This window comes from Vibrio qingdaonensis, from assembly GCF_026191675.1.
GTDB lineage: Bacteria > Pseudomonadota > Gammaproteobacteria > Enterobacterales > Vibrionaceae > Vibrio > Vibrio qingdaonensis.
In genome coordinates, this window is sequence record NZ_JAKRRY010000038.1 from 22,012 (window position 1) to 40,160 (window position 18,149).

The 18,149-nt window shown below is 44.3% G+C and carries 20 protein-coding genes; 16 read left to right on the forward strand and 4 right to left on the reverse strand.

Translation table 11 applies throughout. From position 1 onward, the window contains the following. Positions 1-750 precede the first annotated feature (750 nt). The 3 genes from MD535_RS20875 (at position 751) to MD535_RS20885 (ending at position 2,349) form a co-directional block, all read left to right on the forward strand. Positions 751-1,380, forward strand: a complete 630-nt coding sequence (locus tag MD535_RS20875; protein ID WP_265676952.1) for a lysoplasmalogenase — start codon at positions 751-753, stop codon at positions 1,378-1,380. Between the two features lie 88 nt (positions 1,381-1,468). Then, entirely contained in the window at positions 1,469-1,705 is a 237-nt protein-coding gene (locus MD535_RS20880; RefSeq protein WP_265676954.1) for a YecH family metal-binding protein, read from the forward strand. 59 nt (positions 1,706-1,764) lie between these two features. After that, positions 1,765-2,349, forward strand: a complete 585-nt coding sequence (locus tag MD535_RS20885; RefSeq protein WP_265676956.1) for a YhgN family NAAT transporter — start codon at positions 1,765-1,767, stop codon at positions 2,347-2,349. Positions 2,350-2,448: 99 nt separating this feature from the next. On the opposite strand, the gene MD535_RS20890 is transcribed toward MD535_RS20885, so the two are convergent. Together MD535_RS20890 and rsmD are read right to left on the reverse strand one after the other, a co-directional pair. Continuing rightward, positions 2,449-2,727: a DUF1145 domain-containing protein gene (locus tag MD535_RS20890; RefSeq protein WP_102470760.1), complete on the reverse strand. Its 279-nt coding sequence runs from the start codon at positions 2,725-2,727 to the stop codon at positions 2,449-2,451. Next, positions 2,724-3,323, reverse strand: a complete 600-nt coding sequence (gene rsmD / locus MD535_RS20895; RefSeq protein ID WP_265676957.1) for a 16S rRNA (guanine(966)-N(2))-methyltransferase RsmD — start codon at positions 3,321-3,323, stop codon at positions 2,724-2,726. Before rsmD ends, MD535_RS20890 begins: the two co-directional genes overlap by 4 nt. Positions 3,324-3,534: 211 nt before the next feature. On the opposite strand from rsmD, the gene ftsY reads away from it, so the two are divergent. From ftsY to glpG, 6 genes are all read left to right on the forward strand, one after another. Continuing rightward, a complete protein-coding gene (gene ftsY, locus MD535_RS20900; RefSeq protein WP_265676959.1) occupies positions 3,535-4,791 on the forward strand; it encodes a signal recognition particle-docking protein FtsY in 1,257 nt (418 codons plus the stop codon). A gap of 105 nt (positions 4,792-4,896) precedes the next feature. Then, positions 4,897-5,568 (forward strand): cell division ATP-binding protein FtsE, encoded by a 672-nt coding sequence (ftsE, locus tag MD535_RS20905; protein WP_265676960.1) that lies wholly within the window; start codon positions 4,897-4,899, stop codon positions 5,566-5,568. Then, positions 5,558-6,517: a permease-like cell division protein FtsX gene (gene ftsX / locus MD535_RS20910; protein WP_265676963.1), complete on the forward strand. Its 960-nt coding sequence runs from the start codon at positions 5,558-5,560 to the stop codon at positions 6,515-6,517. Before ftsE ends, ftsX begins: the two co-directional genes overlap by 11 nt. Positions 6,518-6,781: 264 nt before the next feature. After that, complete coding sequence (gene rpoH / locus MD535_RS20915) at positions 6,782-7,639, forward strand: RNA polymerase sigma factor RpoH (RefSeq protein ID WP_265676965.1); 858 nt, start codon at positions 6,782-6,784, stop codon at positions 7,637-7,639. Between the two features lie 441 nt (positions 7,640-8,080). Beyond that, the gene (gene glpE, locus MD535_RS20920; RefSeq protein WP_265676967.1) at positions 8,081-8,407 is read left to right on the forward strand and encodes a thiosulfate sulfurtransferase GlpE; all 327 of its coding nucleotides are present in this window, start codon (positions 8,081-8,083) and stop codon (positions 8,405-8,407) included. Continuing rightward, entirely contained in the window at positions 8,404-9,237 is an 834-nt protein-coding gene (gene glpG, locus MD535_RS20925) for a rhomboid family intramembrane serine protease GlpG (RefSeq protein ID WP_265676969.1), read from the forward strand. Before glpE ends, glpG begins: the two co-directional genes overlap by 4 nt. Before the next feature lie 45 nt (positions 9,238-9,282). Here glpG and MD535_RS20930 read toward each other — a convergent pair whose 3' ends face one another. Continuing rightward, positions 9,283-9,690 (reverse strand): flagellar basal body-associated protein FliL, encoded by a 408-nt coding sequence (locus MD535_RS20930; RefSeq protein ID WP_265676970.1) that lies wholly within the window; start codon positions 9,688-9,690, stop codon positions 9,283-9,285. Positions 9,691-9,850: 160 nt separating this feature from the next. On the opposite strand from MD535_RS20930, the gene MD535_RS20935 reads away from it, so the two are divergent. Beyond that, on the forward strand, positions 9,851-10,390 hold the full coding sequence (locus tag MD535_RS20935; RefSeq protein WP_265676971.1) for a chorismate lyase: 540 nt from the start codon (positions 9,851-9,853) through the stop codon (positions 10,388-10,390). Next, positions 10,390-11,244 (forward strand): 4-hydroxybenzoate octaprenyltransferase, encoded by an 855-nt coding sequence (gene ubiA, locus MD535_RS20940; RefSeq protein WP_265676972.1) that lies wholly within the window; start codon positions 10,390-10,392, stop codon positions 11,242-11,244. The genes MD535_RS20935 and ubiA overlap by 1 nt, the downstream gene beginning before the upstream one ends. A 112-nt stretch (positions 11,245-11,356) precedes the next feature. Here ubiA and plsB read toward each other — a convergent pair whose 3' ends face one another. Next, on the reverse strand, positions 11,357-13,822 hold the full coding sequence (plsB, locus tag MD535_RS20945) for a glycerol-3-phosphate 1-O-acyltransferase PlsB (protein WP_265676973.1): 2,466 nt from the start codon (positions 13,820-13,822) through the stop codon (positions 11,357-11,359). Positions 13,823-14,105: 283 nt separating this feature from the next. On the opposite strand from plsB, the gene lexA reads away from it, so the two are divergent. The 5 genes from lexA to hemN all read left to right on the forward strand — a co-directional run bounded on the left by lexA (position 14,106) and on the right by hemN (position 18,144). Then, positions 14,106-14,729, forward strand: a complete 624-nt coding sequence (lexA, locus tag MD535_RS20950) for a transcriptional repressor LexA (protein WP_265676974.1) — start codon at positions 14,106-14,108, stop codon at positions 14,727-14,729. Positions 14,730-14,875: 146 nt separating this feature from the next. After that, positions 14,876-15,514, forward strand: a complete 639-nt coding sequence (locus MD535_RS20955; protein WP_265676975.1) for a class I SAM-dependent methyltransferase — start codon at positions 14,876-14,878, stop codon at positions 15,512-15,514. Next, positions 15,514-16,074, forward strand: coding sequence for a Der GTPase-activating protein YihI (gene yihI / locus MD535_RS20960; protein WP_265676976.1), 561 nt, complete (start codon positions 15,514-15,516; stop codon positions 16,072-16,074). The genes MD535_RS20955 and yihI overlap by 1 nt, the downstream gene beginning before the upstream one ends. A gap of 15 nt (positions 16,075-16,089) precedes the next feature. Then, positions 16,090-16,584, forward strand: a complete 495-nt coding sequence (locus MD535_RS20965; RefSeq protein WP_265676977.1) for a DUF2489 domain-containing protein — start codon at positions 16,090-16,092, stop codon at positions 16,582-16,584. 168 nt (positions 16,585-16,752) lie between these two features. Continuing rightward, positions 16,753-18,144 carry an oxygen-independent coproporphyrinogen III oxidase gene (hemN, locus tag MD535_RS20970; RefSeq protein ID WP_265676978.1) on the forward strand — a complete coding sequence of 464 codons (1,392 nt, stop codon included), beginning with the start codon at positions 16,753-16,755 and terminating at the stop codon, positions 18,142-18,144. The last annotated feature ends 5 nt before the right edge of the window (positions 18,145-18,149 follow it).

An 18,149-nucleotide genomic window follows, 5' to 3' on the forward strand; every position in this document is an offset into this window, starting at 1 on the left:
ACTGCTCCTTTATTTATTCTTCAGTATGTAAATTAGAATAGCATTGTTTTTGGTGGTTTTGCAACCGTTACTTTAGCTAGCTTTTGTTTTTGACAGTTTACTATCTTAATTGTGGCTATTTTTACAAAAGAAACAGTGTTTTTATCTTGCTGTTAATTTGTTCTTTATTGTCCTTGGCTTTAAATTGTGTTTTAACTTGTTGTTTTGTATTGATTTAATTGTTGTCTTTTATTGTTTGAATATTGTCCTTGTTGTTTTGGGGTTTTGGTCTACGTAGCGTTTGGGTTGCTGTTTTATAGCTTTTGTTTATTGAGTTTTTGGCAGATTCTCACGGTTTGAGAGTTTGTAATCGATAGAGATAGAAATTAAGAAGAGAAAAGTATAGCTTTATGGAGGTGTTTGCTCTCTTGGCTTTAGTTTTGGGCTATTTCAAATAATTGCCATTAAAGATACATTAAAACAGATATTTACACTCTCTCTTAGGCTTGTGTCTTTACCTGAGTCTGCCGCTTAACGCCCCAAAATAGCCGGGGCTACATTTCCCGTATGGCACTTTATTTTAAACGCGCAAGGCAAACGTTTGCTATTTATTTGTGGTGAAAACCGCTTACTCACACTCCTTTGCAAAAAACGACGGCTGTCAATTTGGAACTTATTTAATTTAAGACAAGTCCAACTTTTCGGTCTAATGACTGGACATGAAAGTCGAGCTTCTTACACTGGTTTCGATAATAAGAAACAGGTGTGATTATGTGGAGTTGGCTTACGATAGGTTTATCGTCTTTGCTGTTTATTTATGCTGCTGAAAAGGGCGATACGAAGCGAACGATCACGTTCAGTGTGATGACGCATGGTTTGTTGTTGGCAATATTGCTAGGTTCAGAAGGCATCAGTGACTACCAGTTATGGCTATCATTCGGCCTAGTGCTATTTTTAATCAGTGATGTAGGCCATTTGTCGGGTCGTTTTGGACGAGCCAGTTTTGTGGGTTACGTGATTGCGCAACTGGTGTACAGCTTAGGATTATGGGGACAGGTTCAAAGCCATTTTGTTCTTTGGTTACCCGCGCTACTACTATGTGTCGCCATCGTAACTTTTTTCCTTTTGTTGCCTCGTTTGGATTCCTTTCTGCTTCCTGTTGCTATTATGGGGTTATCATTAGTCAATGTAGTGTGCGCCGCAGGTGAAGCGTGGCTGTATCATTCTGACGGGCCTTCTTTGCAAGCGTTTATTGGTACCTTATGTCTTAGCGTATCAGCGATGATGTGGGGGTTGGATAAGTATCATTTTAAAAAGGTTCGCGCGCGATATGGTATTTCCGGAAGCTACTATTTATCACATGCTCTTATTGTGGCGTCGGCCATTGCACCAAACCTATAAGTTTTATGAGCGTGTTTTGCGATAGATCATTTCAAACCATTCACTGTCGGGTGATACTCCGCACTAAGATTAAAATGGGGATACGATAATGACAACAGCAATCCATGCACACAAAGTACTTAACCTTCTGCGTGAGAAGCCAATGTCACGAGATGAGCTAGTGAGCTTGGTCGAAGAACAGTTTGGTAAGAATGCAGAGTTTCGAACTTGCAGCCGAGAAGGCTTTGATTTGGAAGCGTTGCTCAGTTTCTTCATCGCAAAGCAGAAAGTGATTGAACAACAGGGTTTGTGGCAGCTCAATATTGAGCGTGTTTGTTCTCACTAAACGAGAAAGCATAAGCCTGCTATACTCACGCGAATTTCTCTCGCGAGCAGGCTTTACTCATGGACATACTATCTGCAGCAACCATGCTATTTCTTATCATGGACCCGCTTGGCAACCTTCCCATCATACTTTCTATATTGAAGCATCTCGATCCTAAACGTCGACGTATGGTGCTTGTACGAGAATTGTGTATCGCGCTCGCTATTCTAATGTTGTTCCTCTTTGCAGGAAAAAGCATTATGAGTTTTTTACACGTTGAACCAGAAACATTGAGTATTTCAGGCGGTATCATCTTGTTTATCATTGCGATCAAGATGATTTTTCCACAAGCAGGGAGTGTGACTGGCTTAGCGGCAGGTGAAGAGCCGTTTATTGTGCCGATGGCCGTTCCCATGTTGGCAGGACCTTCGGTCATTGCTTCTATTCTACTCCTCTCGACACAGCACCCTGATAAATTAAGTGAATTATCCATGGCGGTATTGCTTGCTTGGGGAGCGACTTTCTTTATTTTGATGTTCTATAATTTTTTCCACAAGCTTCTGGGCGAGCGTGGTCTAAAAGCGGTGGAGCGTCTGATGGGGTTATTACTGGTTATGATTTCAACGCAGATGTTCTTAAATGGGGTAAAAGGCTATATTGGATAGGCGGTGGATAATTTGTTCAGTGGGGTGACTGACTAAATAGGCCTGCTGTCTATGAATAGCCTTACCAATCATAAGAAAAAGCCGCATCAGCGGCTTTTTTTACATCATATGTTTACGGCGTATATCGAGTAAGGCAAAGATACCGAAGGCCAAAATGGAGTATTTTTCCCACGTACTGAGCTTGAGATGCTCGCCGAATGCGCCCAAAAATATCGCCATTTGCACACCATGCATGATGAACAAAAAGGCGGTCATGATGTAAAGTCCGATCGCACCCTGGCGATCAACGAAACCGTCAAAGGCGCCAAAAATATTGAGGATTAAAATTAACCAGATAAAACCAAAGGCTATCTTGGCCAGTTTAATGAGTATGTTCATTCGTGGTTCCTTTTAAAAAGTCGATAACAGACCTGTCCTGCCGTTTTTTCTTTGAGTAGATCCCAATTTTCAGGAATAGCATCTAGAGTCAGTTCTTTTTCAGTCTCAATATAAACTAACGCATTTTCACTCAGCCAGCCATTCTGTTCCAGTAATGCGACAGTTTCTGGTAGTAAGCCTTGACGAAAAGGAGGGTCGATAAAAACCAAATCGTGTGGACTACCAGGTTGCGTAAGAAAAGTAAGGGCACTGGTATTGTGGAGACGAATATTGTCCGCTTTGAGTAGAGCAGTGTTACTGACCAATTGCTGATAAGCCTTATTATTCAGCTCAATCATTTGAACTTGACTGGCTTGTCTTGATGCGGATTCAAAGCCTAGGCTTCCAGAGCCAGCAAAGACATCTAACACATGTGAGTGTGGGACATCTTGCGCGAGCCAGTTAAAAACGGTTTCCTTTACTCGGTCGGTGGTTGGGCGTAGACCCTCGGCATCATGGACGGGTAGTTTTCTACCGCGCCATAGTCCGCTAATAATACGCACACTCCCCATTGGGGCAGATTTTTGTGATGGAGTTTGCTTGCGACGTTTAACCATAGATTTTTTGACCGACAATAAAGTGATACTATACGTAGCCCTACGAAGAGCTTAAGTTAATAGTGACGAAGTGTACCAATCTCTGACGAAATTTTTCACTGCTTTGTCATATTTATTTTAGAGAGATTTTTCGCATTTAGCGATGCGTTGACTGACTTTGGCTCAGAGCCGATTTAAAACATTTGAAAGACAGCATTCAGGATAGTTTCAGATGACAGAAAAGAAAAAACGCGGATTACTTTCTTGGCTTGGTTTTGGTGACGAAGAGTCTCCCCAGCAGAAACCGCAACAGCAAGATGAGCAACTGGAGGACGAACAACGTCTTGAACAAGCGCCTCAAGAGCTTGTGGAAAAAGAAGAAGTTGTTGTCGATAAGGCGTCGGTAAAACAGCCTGAAGAAGCAGAAGCAGAAGCAGAAGCAGAAGCAGAAGCAGAAGCAGAAGCAGAGCATGTTGACGAAAGCGCTCAGATAACGGCTCAGGTGAGTGTTCAAGAAAGTGAAGAAGAAAGCGTTCAAGAGCGTATTCATGAACAAGAAAAACCAACAGAGAGCTTCTTTGCTCGTCTTAAACGCAGTTTAAGTCGCACGAAAGCAAATATTGGTGCCGGCTTCTTTGGTTTATTTAAAGATAAGCAAATTGATGACGACTTGTTTGAAGAGTTGGAAGAGCAGCTACTGATTGCCGATGTTGGCATGGATACCACTTCAAAGATCATCGGTAATTTAACAGAGAAGGCATCGCGTCGTGACTTAAAAGACGGTGAAGCCTTGTATGGTTTACTAAAGGAAGAGATGGCTGAAATTCTTAGTCATGTTGAAAAGCCACTGGAAATCGATACGACTAAAACCCCGTATGTCATCTTGATGGTTGGTGTGAATGGCGTAGGTAAAACCACGACCATTGGTAAATTAGCAAAACAATTCCAAGGACAAGGCAAGAAGGTCATGTTAGCAGCGGGAGATACCTTCCGTGCCGCCGCGGTAGAACAACTGCAAGTATGGGGTGAGCGTAATAACGTTCCCGTTATCGCTCAGCATACCGGCGCAGATAGTGCTTCGGTCATTTATGATGCGATTGAAGCGGCGAAAGCGCGTGGGGTGGACGTTGTCATTGCTGATACCGCAGGTCGATTGCAAAATAAAGCGAACTTAATGGAAGAGCTGCGTAAGATCGTTCGCGTTATGAAAAAAATTGATGACTCAGCGCCGCATGAAATTATGTTAACGCTCGATGCTGGCACTGGACAAAACGCGATAAGCCAAGCCAAGCTATTTAGTGACGTTGCGCCATTAACCGGTATTACATTGACCAAGCTAGATGGTACCGCGAAGGGCGGCGTGATTTTTGCTATTGCTGATCAGTTCCAAATCCCTATTCGTTACATCGGGGTCGGGGAAGGGATTGATGATCTTCGTCCGTTTGAGACTCAAGACTTTATTGACGCGTTGTTTAGTCGTGATGAATAAGCGAATACGAGCAAGGTGACAGTTGTCAGCGACAAAGACAACGGATAATAGGGATGCATAGCATCCCTTTTCAACACAGAATACCCAGATCAGAGGAATGATTCGGTGATCAAATTTGAGCAAGTGAGCAAGGCTTACCGAGGGGGACGACAAGCCCTTCAAAAGGTCGACTTTCACCTGAAACGAGGTGAAATGGCATTTCTAGGTGGTCATTCTGGTGCCGGAAAAAGTACTCTCCTGAAGTTGATTTGCGCATTGGAGCGCCCAACAGATGGTCGTATTTTGTTTAATGATCATGATATTAGCCGTATTCCTCCAAAGGATATTCCCTTCCTGCGTCGTAATATTGGCATCGTTTTCCAAGATCATCGCTTACTTATGGATAGAACCGTATTTGATAATGTGGCATTACCCATGCGTATAGAAGCGATCGCTGAAAATGAAATTAAACGTCGTGTTTCTGCGGCGTTGGATAAAACAGGCTTGCTAGATAAAGCGAAATGCTTGCCAAGCCAATTATCTGGTGGCGAACAACAACGAGTGGGCATCGCAAGAGCGGTGGTAAACCGACCTACGATGCTGCTGGCAGATGAACCTACAGGTAACTTAGACCCAGAGTTGTCAAATAAAGTCTTACAGTTATTTGAGGAGTTTAATCGAGCGGGTGTGTCCATTTTATTGGCAACGCATGATATTCATCTTGTGCGCTCTCGTCCTCAGTATCGCTACCTAGAGCTGAATCAGGGTTTCTTAAGTGAGGTGAGTGATGGTGTTTAAACGTAAAAATAAACAGCGTCCTAAGAAGCAGCGGTTAGCGTCGGATGGTTTTTTTGCCGTGCACTGGAAACAAGCAAAGTCGTCGTTACAAGAGCTTTGGCAGCGTCCTCTTGGCAATTTATTAACGTTGGCTGTCATTTCAATGGCTCTCACGATGCCTGCTTGTCTGTATTTGCTAGGTAAAAACGTGGCGGTTGCAGCCGGTGATGTGACCAGCCACTCGCAAGTGACAGCTTACATCACAACGGGCGTACCCGATGCACGAGTATTGGTGTTAAAGGATGCAATTGAAGGTTGGGAAGAGGTTAAAGAGGTAGAATACATTACTCCTCAACAAGGTCTTGCTGAGCTTAGTGAGCATTCTGGACTCGATCAGGCGATAAGCTTGCTCGATGGTTATGCATTGCCTGGCGTTTTGGTGATTGAACCTGCCAATACCAGTGTCGAAACTGACCGTAGTCTGGTGTCAAAGTTACGAACGCAACCGGATGTGACGGATATTCGGCGAGATGAAGATTGGCTAAGCCGCTTTGATGCGATCAAGACACTATCGTCAACACTGGTTATTACCTTATCGGTTTTAATGCTGGCATCGGTCTTCCTTATTGTTGGTAACACGCTACGCTTTAATGTATTGGCAAATAAAGAAGCCATTCAGACCATGAAACTTATCGGCGCGACAGACAGCTACATCTTGAGGCCCTATTTATATTCAGGTATGTGGTTTGGCTTCCTTGGCGCTGCGATTGCTTGGTTATTGACGGCGTTAATTACCGTTGTCCTAAATCGAGCAGTAACGGATTTAGCGATGCTTTACGATAGCGACTTTAGACTGATAGGACTGAATTGGGATGAAACCTTGCTAATACTCATGGTTGGCGTATTTCTTGGTATTTGCGCGGCAAGAATTTCTGCCAAGCGTCATTTAAAAGAAATTGAACCGGTTTAATGTAAGCAGGTCTTAATGAAAGTGGCATGGCGGCATTTATAGAGCAACGAGTAATCGGTGGAGTATTCAACCACATAGCAAGATGAACGTCGCAAATATGTCAGTAATACCTATTAATGAGTGAAAATTAATCGTCTTTTGCTCTTGTTTAGTGCAACTGATTATGCATAATTACAACCCCCTTCTTGAATCTCTATTGGATTAGGTTCAGTATTGTTGGGTTAAGAAGGTGTTGTATCCCACTCAAAGTGAATGAGGAAGTGAATGACTAACCAAGCGTATTCAATGGCTTTAGTTACACAGGATAGCCTTGATGGCTATATCCGATCAGTGAACAGTTACCCTATGTTGACACCTGATGAGGAACGTGGGCTAGCTGAGCGATTACACTATAAAGGTGAAATTGATGCTGCGAAAGGGCTTATCCTTTCTCATCTTCGATTCGTTGTTCATGTTGCTCGTGGATATTCTGGCTATGGATTGCCAATGGCAGACTTAGTTCAGGAAGGCAACATTGGCCTAATGAAAGCGGTGAAGCGATTCAATCCTGAAGTCGGTGTTCGTCTTGTTTCTTTTGCTGTGCACTGGATTAAAGCTGAAATTCACGAATATGTGCTGAGAAACTGGCGCATTGTGAAAGTTGCGACGACTAAAGCGCAACGTAAGCTTTTCTTTAACCTGCGTAAATCTAAGAAGCGTTTAGGTTGGTTCAATAACGGTGAAGTTGAAACAGTTGCAAAAGAGCTCGGCGTAGAACCCTCAGAGGTTCGTGAAATGGAATCTCGACTGGCGGCGCAAGATCCGACGTTTGAGATGCCAACCGATGATGATGATACAGGCGTTTCTTACACCGCCCCGTCACTGTACCTCGAAGACCGTAGCTCTGATCTTGCTGACAATGTGGAAGCTGAGAATTGGGAAAATCACACCAATAATCGTTTAGGTCATGCATTATCAACGCTTGATGAACGCAGCCAGCATATTGTCCGCTCTCGTTGGTTAAATGATAACAAGTCGACGCTACAAGATCTTGCTGACAACTACGGTGTTTCTGCTGAGCGAATTCGACAGCTTGAAAAGAATGCCATGAAGAAATTAAAGGCGGCGGTTGGCGAGTTCTAACCGAGTCTTAACTCTTTTCGAAGGCCGCGATCTTATGATCGCGGCCTTTTTTATTGGGATCGAAAAAGGGATCGAAAAATCGATCGCAAACGTTCTCTTCTCTTGTGGATAACTCTGTGAGGAAATTATTCGCCAGCTGTCAGAAAGCGGCGAGTAATGGTACTTTCAACGGCTTTATGCCTTGGGGATACCTTTTACTTTACTCACAGCAAAATCAAGATCATCACTATATATAGTGGATCAAAAGATCAAAAAACACTTTATTCACGCAATCCACAGATTTACACACAGCTGGTGATTTATTAAACGTTAGTGGATAACCTTATTGATTGTCAGTACTTTATTAGCACTGAATAGTGATAATATGGACACAGAGAAATTACGAATGAAAATCGTCATAATTTGTGTGATGAAATGCCAAAAAGGTGAGGAATTAGCGTTATGGACCAGCTTCAACATATCGATGTACAGCGTGCTCAGCAGGCACTAATAGAAAATCCAGAAGCACGCTTGGTCGACATACGAGACCCTCAAACATTTGCGACAGCTCATGCACCGGGAGCGTTTCATTTGACCAATGATTCCCTGGTCGAATTCATGCGTGAGGTTGACTTTGATGCGCCAGTATTCGTGATGTGTTATCACGGCATTAGCAGCCAAGGTGCTGGCCAGTATTTACTTAATCAAGGTTTTGATGACGTGTATAACGTTGATGGCGGCTTTGAAGCATGGCATAGAGCTGGCTTTCCTGTTGAGAGCTTTTTATGATTCGATTGATTACTCTTCAAAGCCCTAGAATGGGCCAAGCCTTTATCGACTATATGGCGACAAGGCAGATCGATATTCAAATGATGCCTGAGGGGAGTGGTCAATTTGCCCTGTGGCTGATGAAAGACGAAGACAAGATAGAGACAGAAGCGGAACTTAAATTGTTTCTCGAGGATCCAGGTAATAGCAAGTATCAAGCCTCTTCTTGGGATATGGCAGAAACTCGTCGTAATCCATTTAAATATTCTACGCCAAGTTTTCTCGCTATGCTCAAAGCAAAAGCGGGTGTCGTGACGTTAGGGATTATGCTGATATGCTCGGTTATTTTTGTGCTGCAGCAGGTTGGTCTCGCTCAAGCAATCTTTTCTGCGCTGCATTTTCCCGCCGAAGACGGTCAGCAATGGCAAATATGGCGTTGGTTTACTCATGGTCTACTGCATTTCTCTGCTATGCATATCATTTTCAACTTATTGTGGTGGTGGCAGTTCGGTGGAGATATAGAACAGAAACTGGGGAGTCGGAAGTTACTTGAAATCTTTTTAGTCTCCGCGGCGGTTTCTGGTACCGGACAATACTGGGTCGATGGTGCCAACTTTGGCGGCTTGTCTGGCGTGGTATATGCGCTTGTGGGCTATCTATGGGTGATCACTTGGAAGCGACCAGATATTGGTTTAGAAATGCCTAGACCGCTCATTGGCTTTATGTTGGTTTGGTTAGTCTTAGGCTTTGTTCAGCCGTTTATGGCGATAGCCAATACCGCGCACCTAGCCGGATTAATCAGTGGTGCGGCGCTCGGTATGATCGATAGCTCGCGTCTTACGCGTCGCTGAGATTGACGTAGGCTATGAACGTATTGGTATTGGAACCTATCACGCTTACTGATAAAGGTATTTCGTGAAAAGCAGATCAGCAATGACGGCTTTTCCTGTTTCAGCCAGTAGTAGGTTGTTCAGTTTGTCGACTAATGCATGGCGTATCTCTTCTCGCCCAGACAGCGATTTGATCACGTCGGCATTTTGTCGGCCAAGATGCTCAATAACCGCATCTCTAATGAGTGGCTGGTGGTGCTCAATAATGCCCAGGTCACCAGAGTCTGCCACCATGACATCAATGCGCACTTGAACGTAACCTAAGCGATTACCTTTGGTAAAAAAGTTCGTTGTCAGCTCTGGCTCCAATGTGAAGTACGCCAGTGATGGCACAGGCTCTTCAGAGGCAAGGCTGGACATTGAAACAGTCAAGCCTAGCATTAGGAAAAACTGGGTTAGGTAACGTTTACGCATATTTCCCTCTTGGAAATCCCATTAAGCCGATATTACAAGCGATTAACTTTGTTACAATGGCGCAATACAGCCTGAGTTAATTCACTCATAGAGTGATACAATACGGCCACTCAATATAATTATGATTGTACGCGCTAAGCGCGTGTTATTGAATAGTAAAATGAATGATTCAGTTTCCGATTATTTAAAAGCCTTAAGCCAAGCTCGCTGGCAATCTCCAGAACAATTCCAGTCGATGAGTACGAATGTACTGCAATGGCTGACTGAACAGGGTTCATTATCACATCGGCTTAATGCTGAATGTGACCATTTGTCTGTCGAAGTGGTCAGTAATACGAAAAGTTGCGCTGATAGAATCACTGAAGAAGAAATCGAACGGTTGGCGCATGAAGACTGTTGGTTGCGTGAAGTGGTCCTATTAGGGGATGAGCAACCATGGGTCATTGGTCGTACGCTCATGTCATTATCTGCCATGGGACAAGGGGATTATGACATATCCCAACAAGGGGATACGCCATTAGGAGTCACCGTGTTTTCAAATGCCGATACGAAGCGAGACGCATTAGAAATCGCTCAAATTACCACTTCGGAGGGGGTTTTATTTGCTCGCCGCTCTCGATTGTGGGTCGCAGGGCATCCTATTCTAGTCGCAGAACTCTTTTTGCCACATTCGCCAGTATATAAGAGAGAGAGCGCTTGATGACCTCAACGAAAGCCAAAGCGTACTGGCAATTAACTCGAATGGATAAGCCCATTGGCACCTTACTGCTGCTGTGGCCAACATTATGGGCTTTGATTTTGGCTGCGGAAGGCATGCCAAGTATTCATGTACTTATTGTATTTTGCCTCGGTGTCGTGATGATGCGCAGCGCAGGGTGTGTCATTAATGATTTCGCCGACAGAAATGTCGACGGGCTAGTGAAGCGAACTCAGCACAGACCGTTGCCGTCAGGGCTTGTATCGTCTAAAGAAGCCATCGGTTTGTTTCTGGTGTTATCTATTGCTTCATTTCTATTGGTCCTAACCATGAACACGCTAACGATTAAATTATCGTTAATGGGTTTAGTTCTGGCGTTTATTTACCCGTTTATGAAGCGTTTTACCCATTTACCACAGCTCTTTTTAGGATTAGCATTTAGTTGGGCGATCCCAATGGCGTGGGCGGCTGAGGCCAATGAATTGCCCGTGGTGTTATGGTTTGTTTTTGCTTTGAATGCGCTGTGGACCATCGCTTACGACACCTTGTATGCCATGGTGGATCGTGATGATGACTTAAACGTTGGTATTAAATCGACAGCCATACTATTTGGTCGCAGAGATAAACTGGCAGTAGGTGTGCTGCAAATGACCGTGTTGGCGATGCTAATGGGATTAGGGCATTGGTATCAATTGAGCACGAGCTACTACTGGAGCCTGCTTGTGGTTGGTGTATTGTTTGTGTACCAACAATGGCTGATTCGACACAGGGAGCGTAGCCTTTGCTTTCAAGCATTTCTGAACAATAACTATGTAGGCATGGCGATTACGATTGGGTTGCTGGTTGCTATGTGGTAAAGCGAAAAGCGATCTATTGCTCTCCGTTAATATGTGTAAAAAAAGCGCCTAATTAGGCGCTTTTTTCGTTTTCACGGCTTATTGCTGTGAATTGGAGCGAGTCTGTGAAGAATTACGATGCGGCTGGGCTGTCATCGTGAGATTCAACAGCTGGCTCATCTGATTGGTGGACGCTTTCTTGAATGGTGAGTTTTACTTCTGGGTAAAGCAGGGTATAAAGCAAGCGAGCCAATGTATCGGTTTTAGTTGTGTCACAGTTGCCATCTACATCAATGTATTGCTGCTCTTTTAAGGTACTGAACAGCGAGGCAAAGACACCTTTATCAAAAAATTCAGGGGCATTGATGCCGTGCAAGCGACCCAAACGCTGGGCGATATCTTGGGTTTTCTGTTCCAATTCTTGCTTATCGAGTTCTGGGTAAGTCGCCAATAAATTGAGTGCAATGGTATAGCGCTGTAGGGTTTCTGAAATCGTACGGCCCAATAGCATTAGCATTTGGGTATTGGACTGATTCATGGACACCACACCGTCTTCAATAAACAGCAATCTCTGACGGACCAATTCACCCACAATGCGATCGGTTAACTCAGCCAGTTCTGTAGGCTCAACACTCAAAAATAGCTCTTTTTGTAAGAATGGGTAGAGCTTCGCTACGTTGCACTTAATCGTTTCAAGCGGCATGGAGTGCTCACTGACTAGCATCTGTGCAATCAATGAAGGCAAGGCGAATAAGTGAATAATATTGTTGCGATAGTAGGTCATTAGAATCGATTGATGACGATCGAGAGAGATAATGTCACCCAGCGTATCGGACTCCACGACAAACTTATCTAAAGATTCCGCATGCGCGACCAAGTCTTCCGCTGAGCCGGCTGGTACCGTGGAGGTATCAGAGTAGGGAATGTTCTTAAGTAGTGCTAAGTAACAATCGATCTGATTGACGAGGCTATCACGAGTCAATGCACGTTGACGTGAAGCAAGCAACGCGGTGGCACATAACGTTAATGCGTTTGTCGCCGCAGCATCGTTAATATGTGTCATCATTTTGGTCGCTAGGTTATTCACAACAGGGTTCAGCCATTGTGGTTTGTTCACACCCATAGGGTCAATATCTTGCGACCAATTTGGCGCATTATCATTGAGGTACTGATTGAGTGGGATCGGCTCGCCGAAGTTGACATAGCCTTGACCGAAGTTACGCAACTTACGAATGGTCTTGAGGATTTGTCCAGCGTTCTCTTTTTCTTTACGCTTGCCTCTAAGCTCCTTAGCATAGGTGCTGACTTCCATGACATGCTCATAACCAATATAAACAGGAACCAGCGTCACCGGGCGATTAAGACCTCTTAGCATCGCTTGGATGGTCATCGCGAGCATCCCAGTCTTCGCTTGCAGCAATCGGCCAGTACGTGAGCGGCCGCCTTCACTGAAAAACTCCACCGAATAGCCTTTGGCAAACAGCTCAGCCAGATACTCTCTAAAAATGGTTGAGTACAGTTTGTTGCCTTTAAAGCTACGTCGAATGAAGAAGCCACCGCCACGTCTAAAAATAGGACCTGCGGGGAAAAAGTTTAAATTAACGCCAGCGGCAATGTGCGGTGGCACCATGCCTTCACGATACAAGATATAAGATAGTAATAAGTAGTCCATGTGGCTGCGATGGCAGGGAACATAAACTATTTCGTGCCCGTCTTGCGCTAAGCGTCGAACTTTAGCGGCATTGTTAACGTTAATGCCTTGGTACAACTTGCTCCAAAGCCAAGTCATGACCACATCGCCAATTTTGACCAGTCGATAGGAAAAGTCAGCGGCAATTTCGTCCATGATCTGCTGCGCTTCCTTACGAACTTTTTCGATAGGAATATCATTGCTTTGAGCATGATCTTGAATCGCTTGTTCAATAACCTGGGAATTCAATAGGCGTTGAAATAGCACTTGTCGATTAGGCAAGTTAGGTCCAGATGCCGCCAGCTTTTGTCGAGAAAAGTGAATTCTTGCGACACGAGCGAGTTTATGAGCGATCGACTCATCCGTGCCGTGCACATCTGCCATATAGCGCAATGAAACCACTGGGCTAAATCTCACCATGCAATCGCGACCAGACATGAATAACGCCTTGGCTTTTTGTGGGCCGTTCATTGCCTGTAAGTAAGGTTTAGTATCGGACTCTTTACCCGGTTTACGACCCCAAAGAACCGTGGTAGGGATAATCTGCACATCAAGTTTTGCGTCTTTTTCATGTTCTTTTAGTAAGTCAGAAAATAACGCAATGGAATCACTCGGTACGTCATCGTCACGAGTAAATAAAGTGGGTCTTGAGGCAATGAATACAAAACGATTTCGTTCTTCACCATTGAGCACGATAGGCTCGAGTGGATCGGGTAACCCAAGTGCGATCGCTTGCTTTTGCAAGGTGAGAAGATCGACGTTCGAATTAAACGGCAACGCATAGACCACGGGTTTCGTGATATCAATGTGCAGATCTTCGATAGGGTTAGATGGAATCGCCGTTCCTTTTACCAATACTGACATTGGTAACTTTAGAAAAGAACGGAAAAGTGAGTGTCCTGAAGACATAGGGTTCACAGCCTCAATTTGTTCGGAAAAAACGATGCCGAGGTGGAGCGTCGCAACAGCGCGTATGCATACCTTAATCCTAGACATCAATTTTGGAGCCGTGCAAGGATAACAGAAACTGGTCTTACCTTTTAATGAAAATAAAGCGAAACAGAGAATCGTTATGCTTGATGTGGCTGTAGAGGAATTCAGCGACTATTTGCTAAAAAACAACCGATTATCTTTGCAATTACCAACGTACTGGATATACTCACAGTTAACTGTATAAACAGACAGGTGATGCATGAAGCCGCTAACAGCACGACAACAGCAAGTATTTGATCTAATAAAAAAGAAAATAGACGATGTAGGTATGCCGCCCACTCGTGCCGAAATCGCGAAAGAACTGGGGTTTCGTTCAGCGAATGCAGCAGAAGAGCACCTGAAAGCCCTCGCACGCAAAAAGGCCATTGAAATTATTCCTGGTGCGTCTCGCGGGATTCGTATTCTTCTTGAACAGGCTGCGGCTAATGAAGATGAAGGACTACCTTTAATTGGTCAAGTGGCAGCAGGTGAGCCTATTTTGGCGCAAGAGCACGTTGAAGCTCATTACCAAGTTGATCCAAGCATGTTTAAGCCAGCGGCGGATTTTTTATTGCGCGTTAATGGCGAAAGTATGAAAGACATCGGCATTATGGATGGCGATTTGTTGGCTGTTCATAAAACGCAGGATGTTCGAGATGGACAAGTGGTCGTTGCTCGCGTTGATGATGACGTGACGGTAAAGCGTTTAGAGCGCAAAGGCTCGACAGTATTATTACATGCGGAAAATGAATCATTCTCGCCAATAGAAGTGGACTTAACCGCTCAGCACCTTGCTATTGAAGGTATTGCCGTTGGTATTATTCGCAATACCGATTGGATGTAATCGAAGCAATTAGGGGACTGAGTCCCCTTTTACCTGCTTCTCAGGGCTTTTTTCAACAAAATTGTAGAAAAAACACTCGATCACTCTCCCCTCTACGCTCACTTTCTGGTATGTTTCGCACCCTTGAATCGTTCAGGAGATAATGAGTGCAAACTTGCCCACTTTGTGCTGCTGAAAATGCATCACATTATCACAGCGATAAAAAACGAGACTACTTGCAGTGTCCTCGTTGTCAGTTGGTCTTTGTGCCTGCTGAGCAGCGACTTGATGCTCGAGCAGAAAAAGCCGTTTATGATCTGCATAATAATGATCCGAGTGATGCAGGTTATCGACGTTTTCTGTCTCGCTTAGCGTCACCGTTATCAGAACGATTACCACAAGGCTCAATGGGTTTAGATTTCGGTTGTGGACCGGGTCCAACACTTTCTGTGATGTTTGAAGAGAAAGGGTTCCCAATGTCACTGTATGACCTGTATTACTATCCAGAGTCAAAAGCGCTAGAATCAAAGTATGACTTTGTCACAGCGACCGAAGTGATTGAGCACTTGTATCAGCCAAACAAGATTTGGCAACAATGGTTAGCGCTCATTAAGCCAGGAGGATACCTGGGGTTAATGACAAAGATGGTTATTGATGTAGATGCGTTTTCAACGTGGCACTACAAAAGTGATCAGACACATGTCGTATTTTTTAGTCGCGCTACTTTCTTGTTTTTAGCCAAGAGAGACGGACTGGAAATCGAATTTATTGGTAATGATGTAATTTTATTGAGGAAGCTTACGTAATGAGTCGTAAGAAGAAATCGAGAAAGCCTGGAGCGGCGCCTGAGCCCGTTGCAGTCACACGTAATCGCACGCAAGCGGATGTGGATGGTCGCCTACAAAAGCGCCTGAAAAAACGTAAAGGTCAGAAAGCGGGTAGCCGTCATTCAGATGGCGGCGAAAGCCAACGTTCTGGAACGTCGGTTAATCGTGACCCTCGCTTAGGAAGCAAAAAGAAGATTCCTTTAATTGTCGCGGATGCGAAGAAGCCATCGAAGCAAGAGCGTAAGCTATCGGCTGAGAAAGAGTTAGAGCTACTGGAAAATGATGCACAACTGAACGTGTTGTTGGATCGCATTGAAAGTGGTGAAAATCTTGGTGCAGGACTACAAAAATACGTCGATGAAAAACTAGACCGTATGGAAGTCTTAATGAATCAACTCGGTCTTGTTCTACCTGAAGAAGACGACGATGATTTTGATGCACCTGTAGATGCACCTGTATCAAAGAAAAAAACGCCGGCAAGTGATGATGAATTATTGTCACAGTTTGAAGGCATCAACATGGATCAGTTCAAGGACTAAGGAAGGGAAGCGTAGATGAATACCGTTACTGTGTTAGCAATTGTTGGTGTGCTTATTGTCACTGGTTTAGCTGGCTATGCGGGCTATTTGTTACTGCAACTCAAAAAGCAAAAGGAGTTGCTCAAGCAACACCAAGAACTGGCCATTAAAAAGCGTAACGCGAATATTTTTGAAAGTGTTGAGACGATTTGTCTTGCGACCATTCAGGGTCAATGCGAACTTTCAGAAGCCGCGATTAGGCTTTATAACATCATGGACTATGTGCAGGGTGACAAGCGAGTTGATTTTGACGCGCTATACCCTGCGACGTCAGAGCTTTTTCATATCGTGAAAGCAATGCCACGCGGCGAAGCAAGACAGACAATGAAAAAGCAAGATCGCATGCGCGATAACCTTGCTCGGCAGAAAGCCGAAGCTCGACTCAATGATGTTATTATTGAAGAGTTAAAAGCACTGCAAAGCAGTGTTCGCCCCCTTAATGATCAAATCAACATTAAGCTTGTCAGTTAGAGGTCTATCCTCTTTTTGGCGAACAAGTGATCGCGCTAGCATTTTTGCGTACTGCTTGTGTAAAAGTCACTGTCCGAGCGTTATCCGTTACAATCCTATGGCAAAATAGCGCTCATCTGACTCCTCATAGAGGAGCTTAAAGTAACACTGTTTATTGGAAGTATTACCATGTCTCAAAGTCACTCAGAAACGAAGCAGCAGATTGTATGGGATCAAACGATTCTCGATAAATACAATTATTCTGGGCCACGCTACACCTCATACCCTACAGCGGTAGAGTTTCACGAAGCGTACACTATTTCTGACTACGACATGGCGTGCACCCAGTACCCAGAACGCCCACTTTCTTTGTATGTGCACATCCCATTTTGTCATAAGCTTTGTTATTACTGCGGTTGTAATAAAGTGATTACTCGACACGCGCACAAGGCGGACGAGTATTTGGATGTTATCGAACATGAAATTCGTCAGCGTGCCACGTTATTACAAGGTCGAAAAGTCACACAGTTGCACTTCGGTGGTGGCACACCAACGTTTTTAACCAAAAGCCAGATCAGTCGACTTATGACGATTCTGCGAAGCGAGTTTGTGTTTGAAGACGGTGCAGAAATCAGTATTGAAGTCGACCCTCGTGAAATCGAACTGGACATGTTAGATCACCTGCGCCAAGAAGGCTTTAACCGGCTGAGTATCGGTGTACAAGATTTCAATAAAGAAGTGCAAGTCCTCGTTAACCGAGAGCAAGACGAAGCGTTCATTTTTGCCATGGTCAAGCGAGCAAAAGAGCTGGGTTTCCGTTCAACTAACCTAGATTTAATCTATGGTTTACCAAAGCAAACCAAGGCTTCGTTTGCAGACACTCTAGAGCAAGTGCTGTCGCTTCGCCCTGGACGCTTGTCGGTCTTTAACTATGCGCATATGCCTAATTTATTTGCTGCGCAACGAAAAATCAAAGATGAAGACTTACCTATCGCCGAAGAGAAAATGGCGATTTTACAAGATACGATTGGCACCTTAACCGATGCTGGTTATCAGTTTATCGGCATGGATCACTTTGCGTTGCCAGAAGATGAACTTGCTGTCGCGCAGCGTAATGGAGAGTTGCACCGCAATTTCCAAGGCTATACCACGCAAGGTGAATGCGATCTTGTTGGTTTTGGTGTGTCGGCTATCTCAATGATTGGTAACAGTTACGCGCAAAATCAAAAAGAGCTGAAAAAATACTATGCACAAGTCAATGAACTTCGTCATGCACTCTGGAAAGGCGTAGTGTTGGATAACGATGACTTAATTCGCCGTGAAGTCATTAAGCAGCTTATCTGTAACTTTAAGTTGGATGTCACCTCGATTGAGCAAGGTTTCGGGGTCAAATTTACCCAGTACTTTGCTGAAGATATGACATTGCTACAGACGTTTATTGATGATGAACTGGTTACGGTCGGTGAGTCGTCGATAGAAGTGACGCTGAGAGGTCGCTTGTTGATTCGTAATATTTGTATGTGCTTCGACAAATACCTACGCCAACGCGCTCGTCAACAACAGTTTTCACGTGTGATTTAACGCCC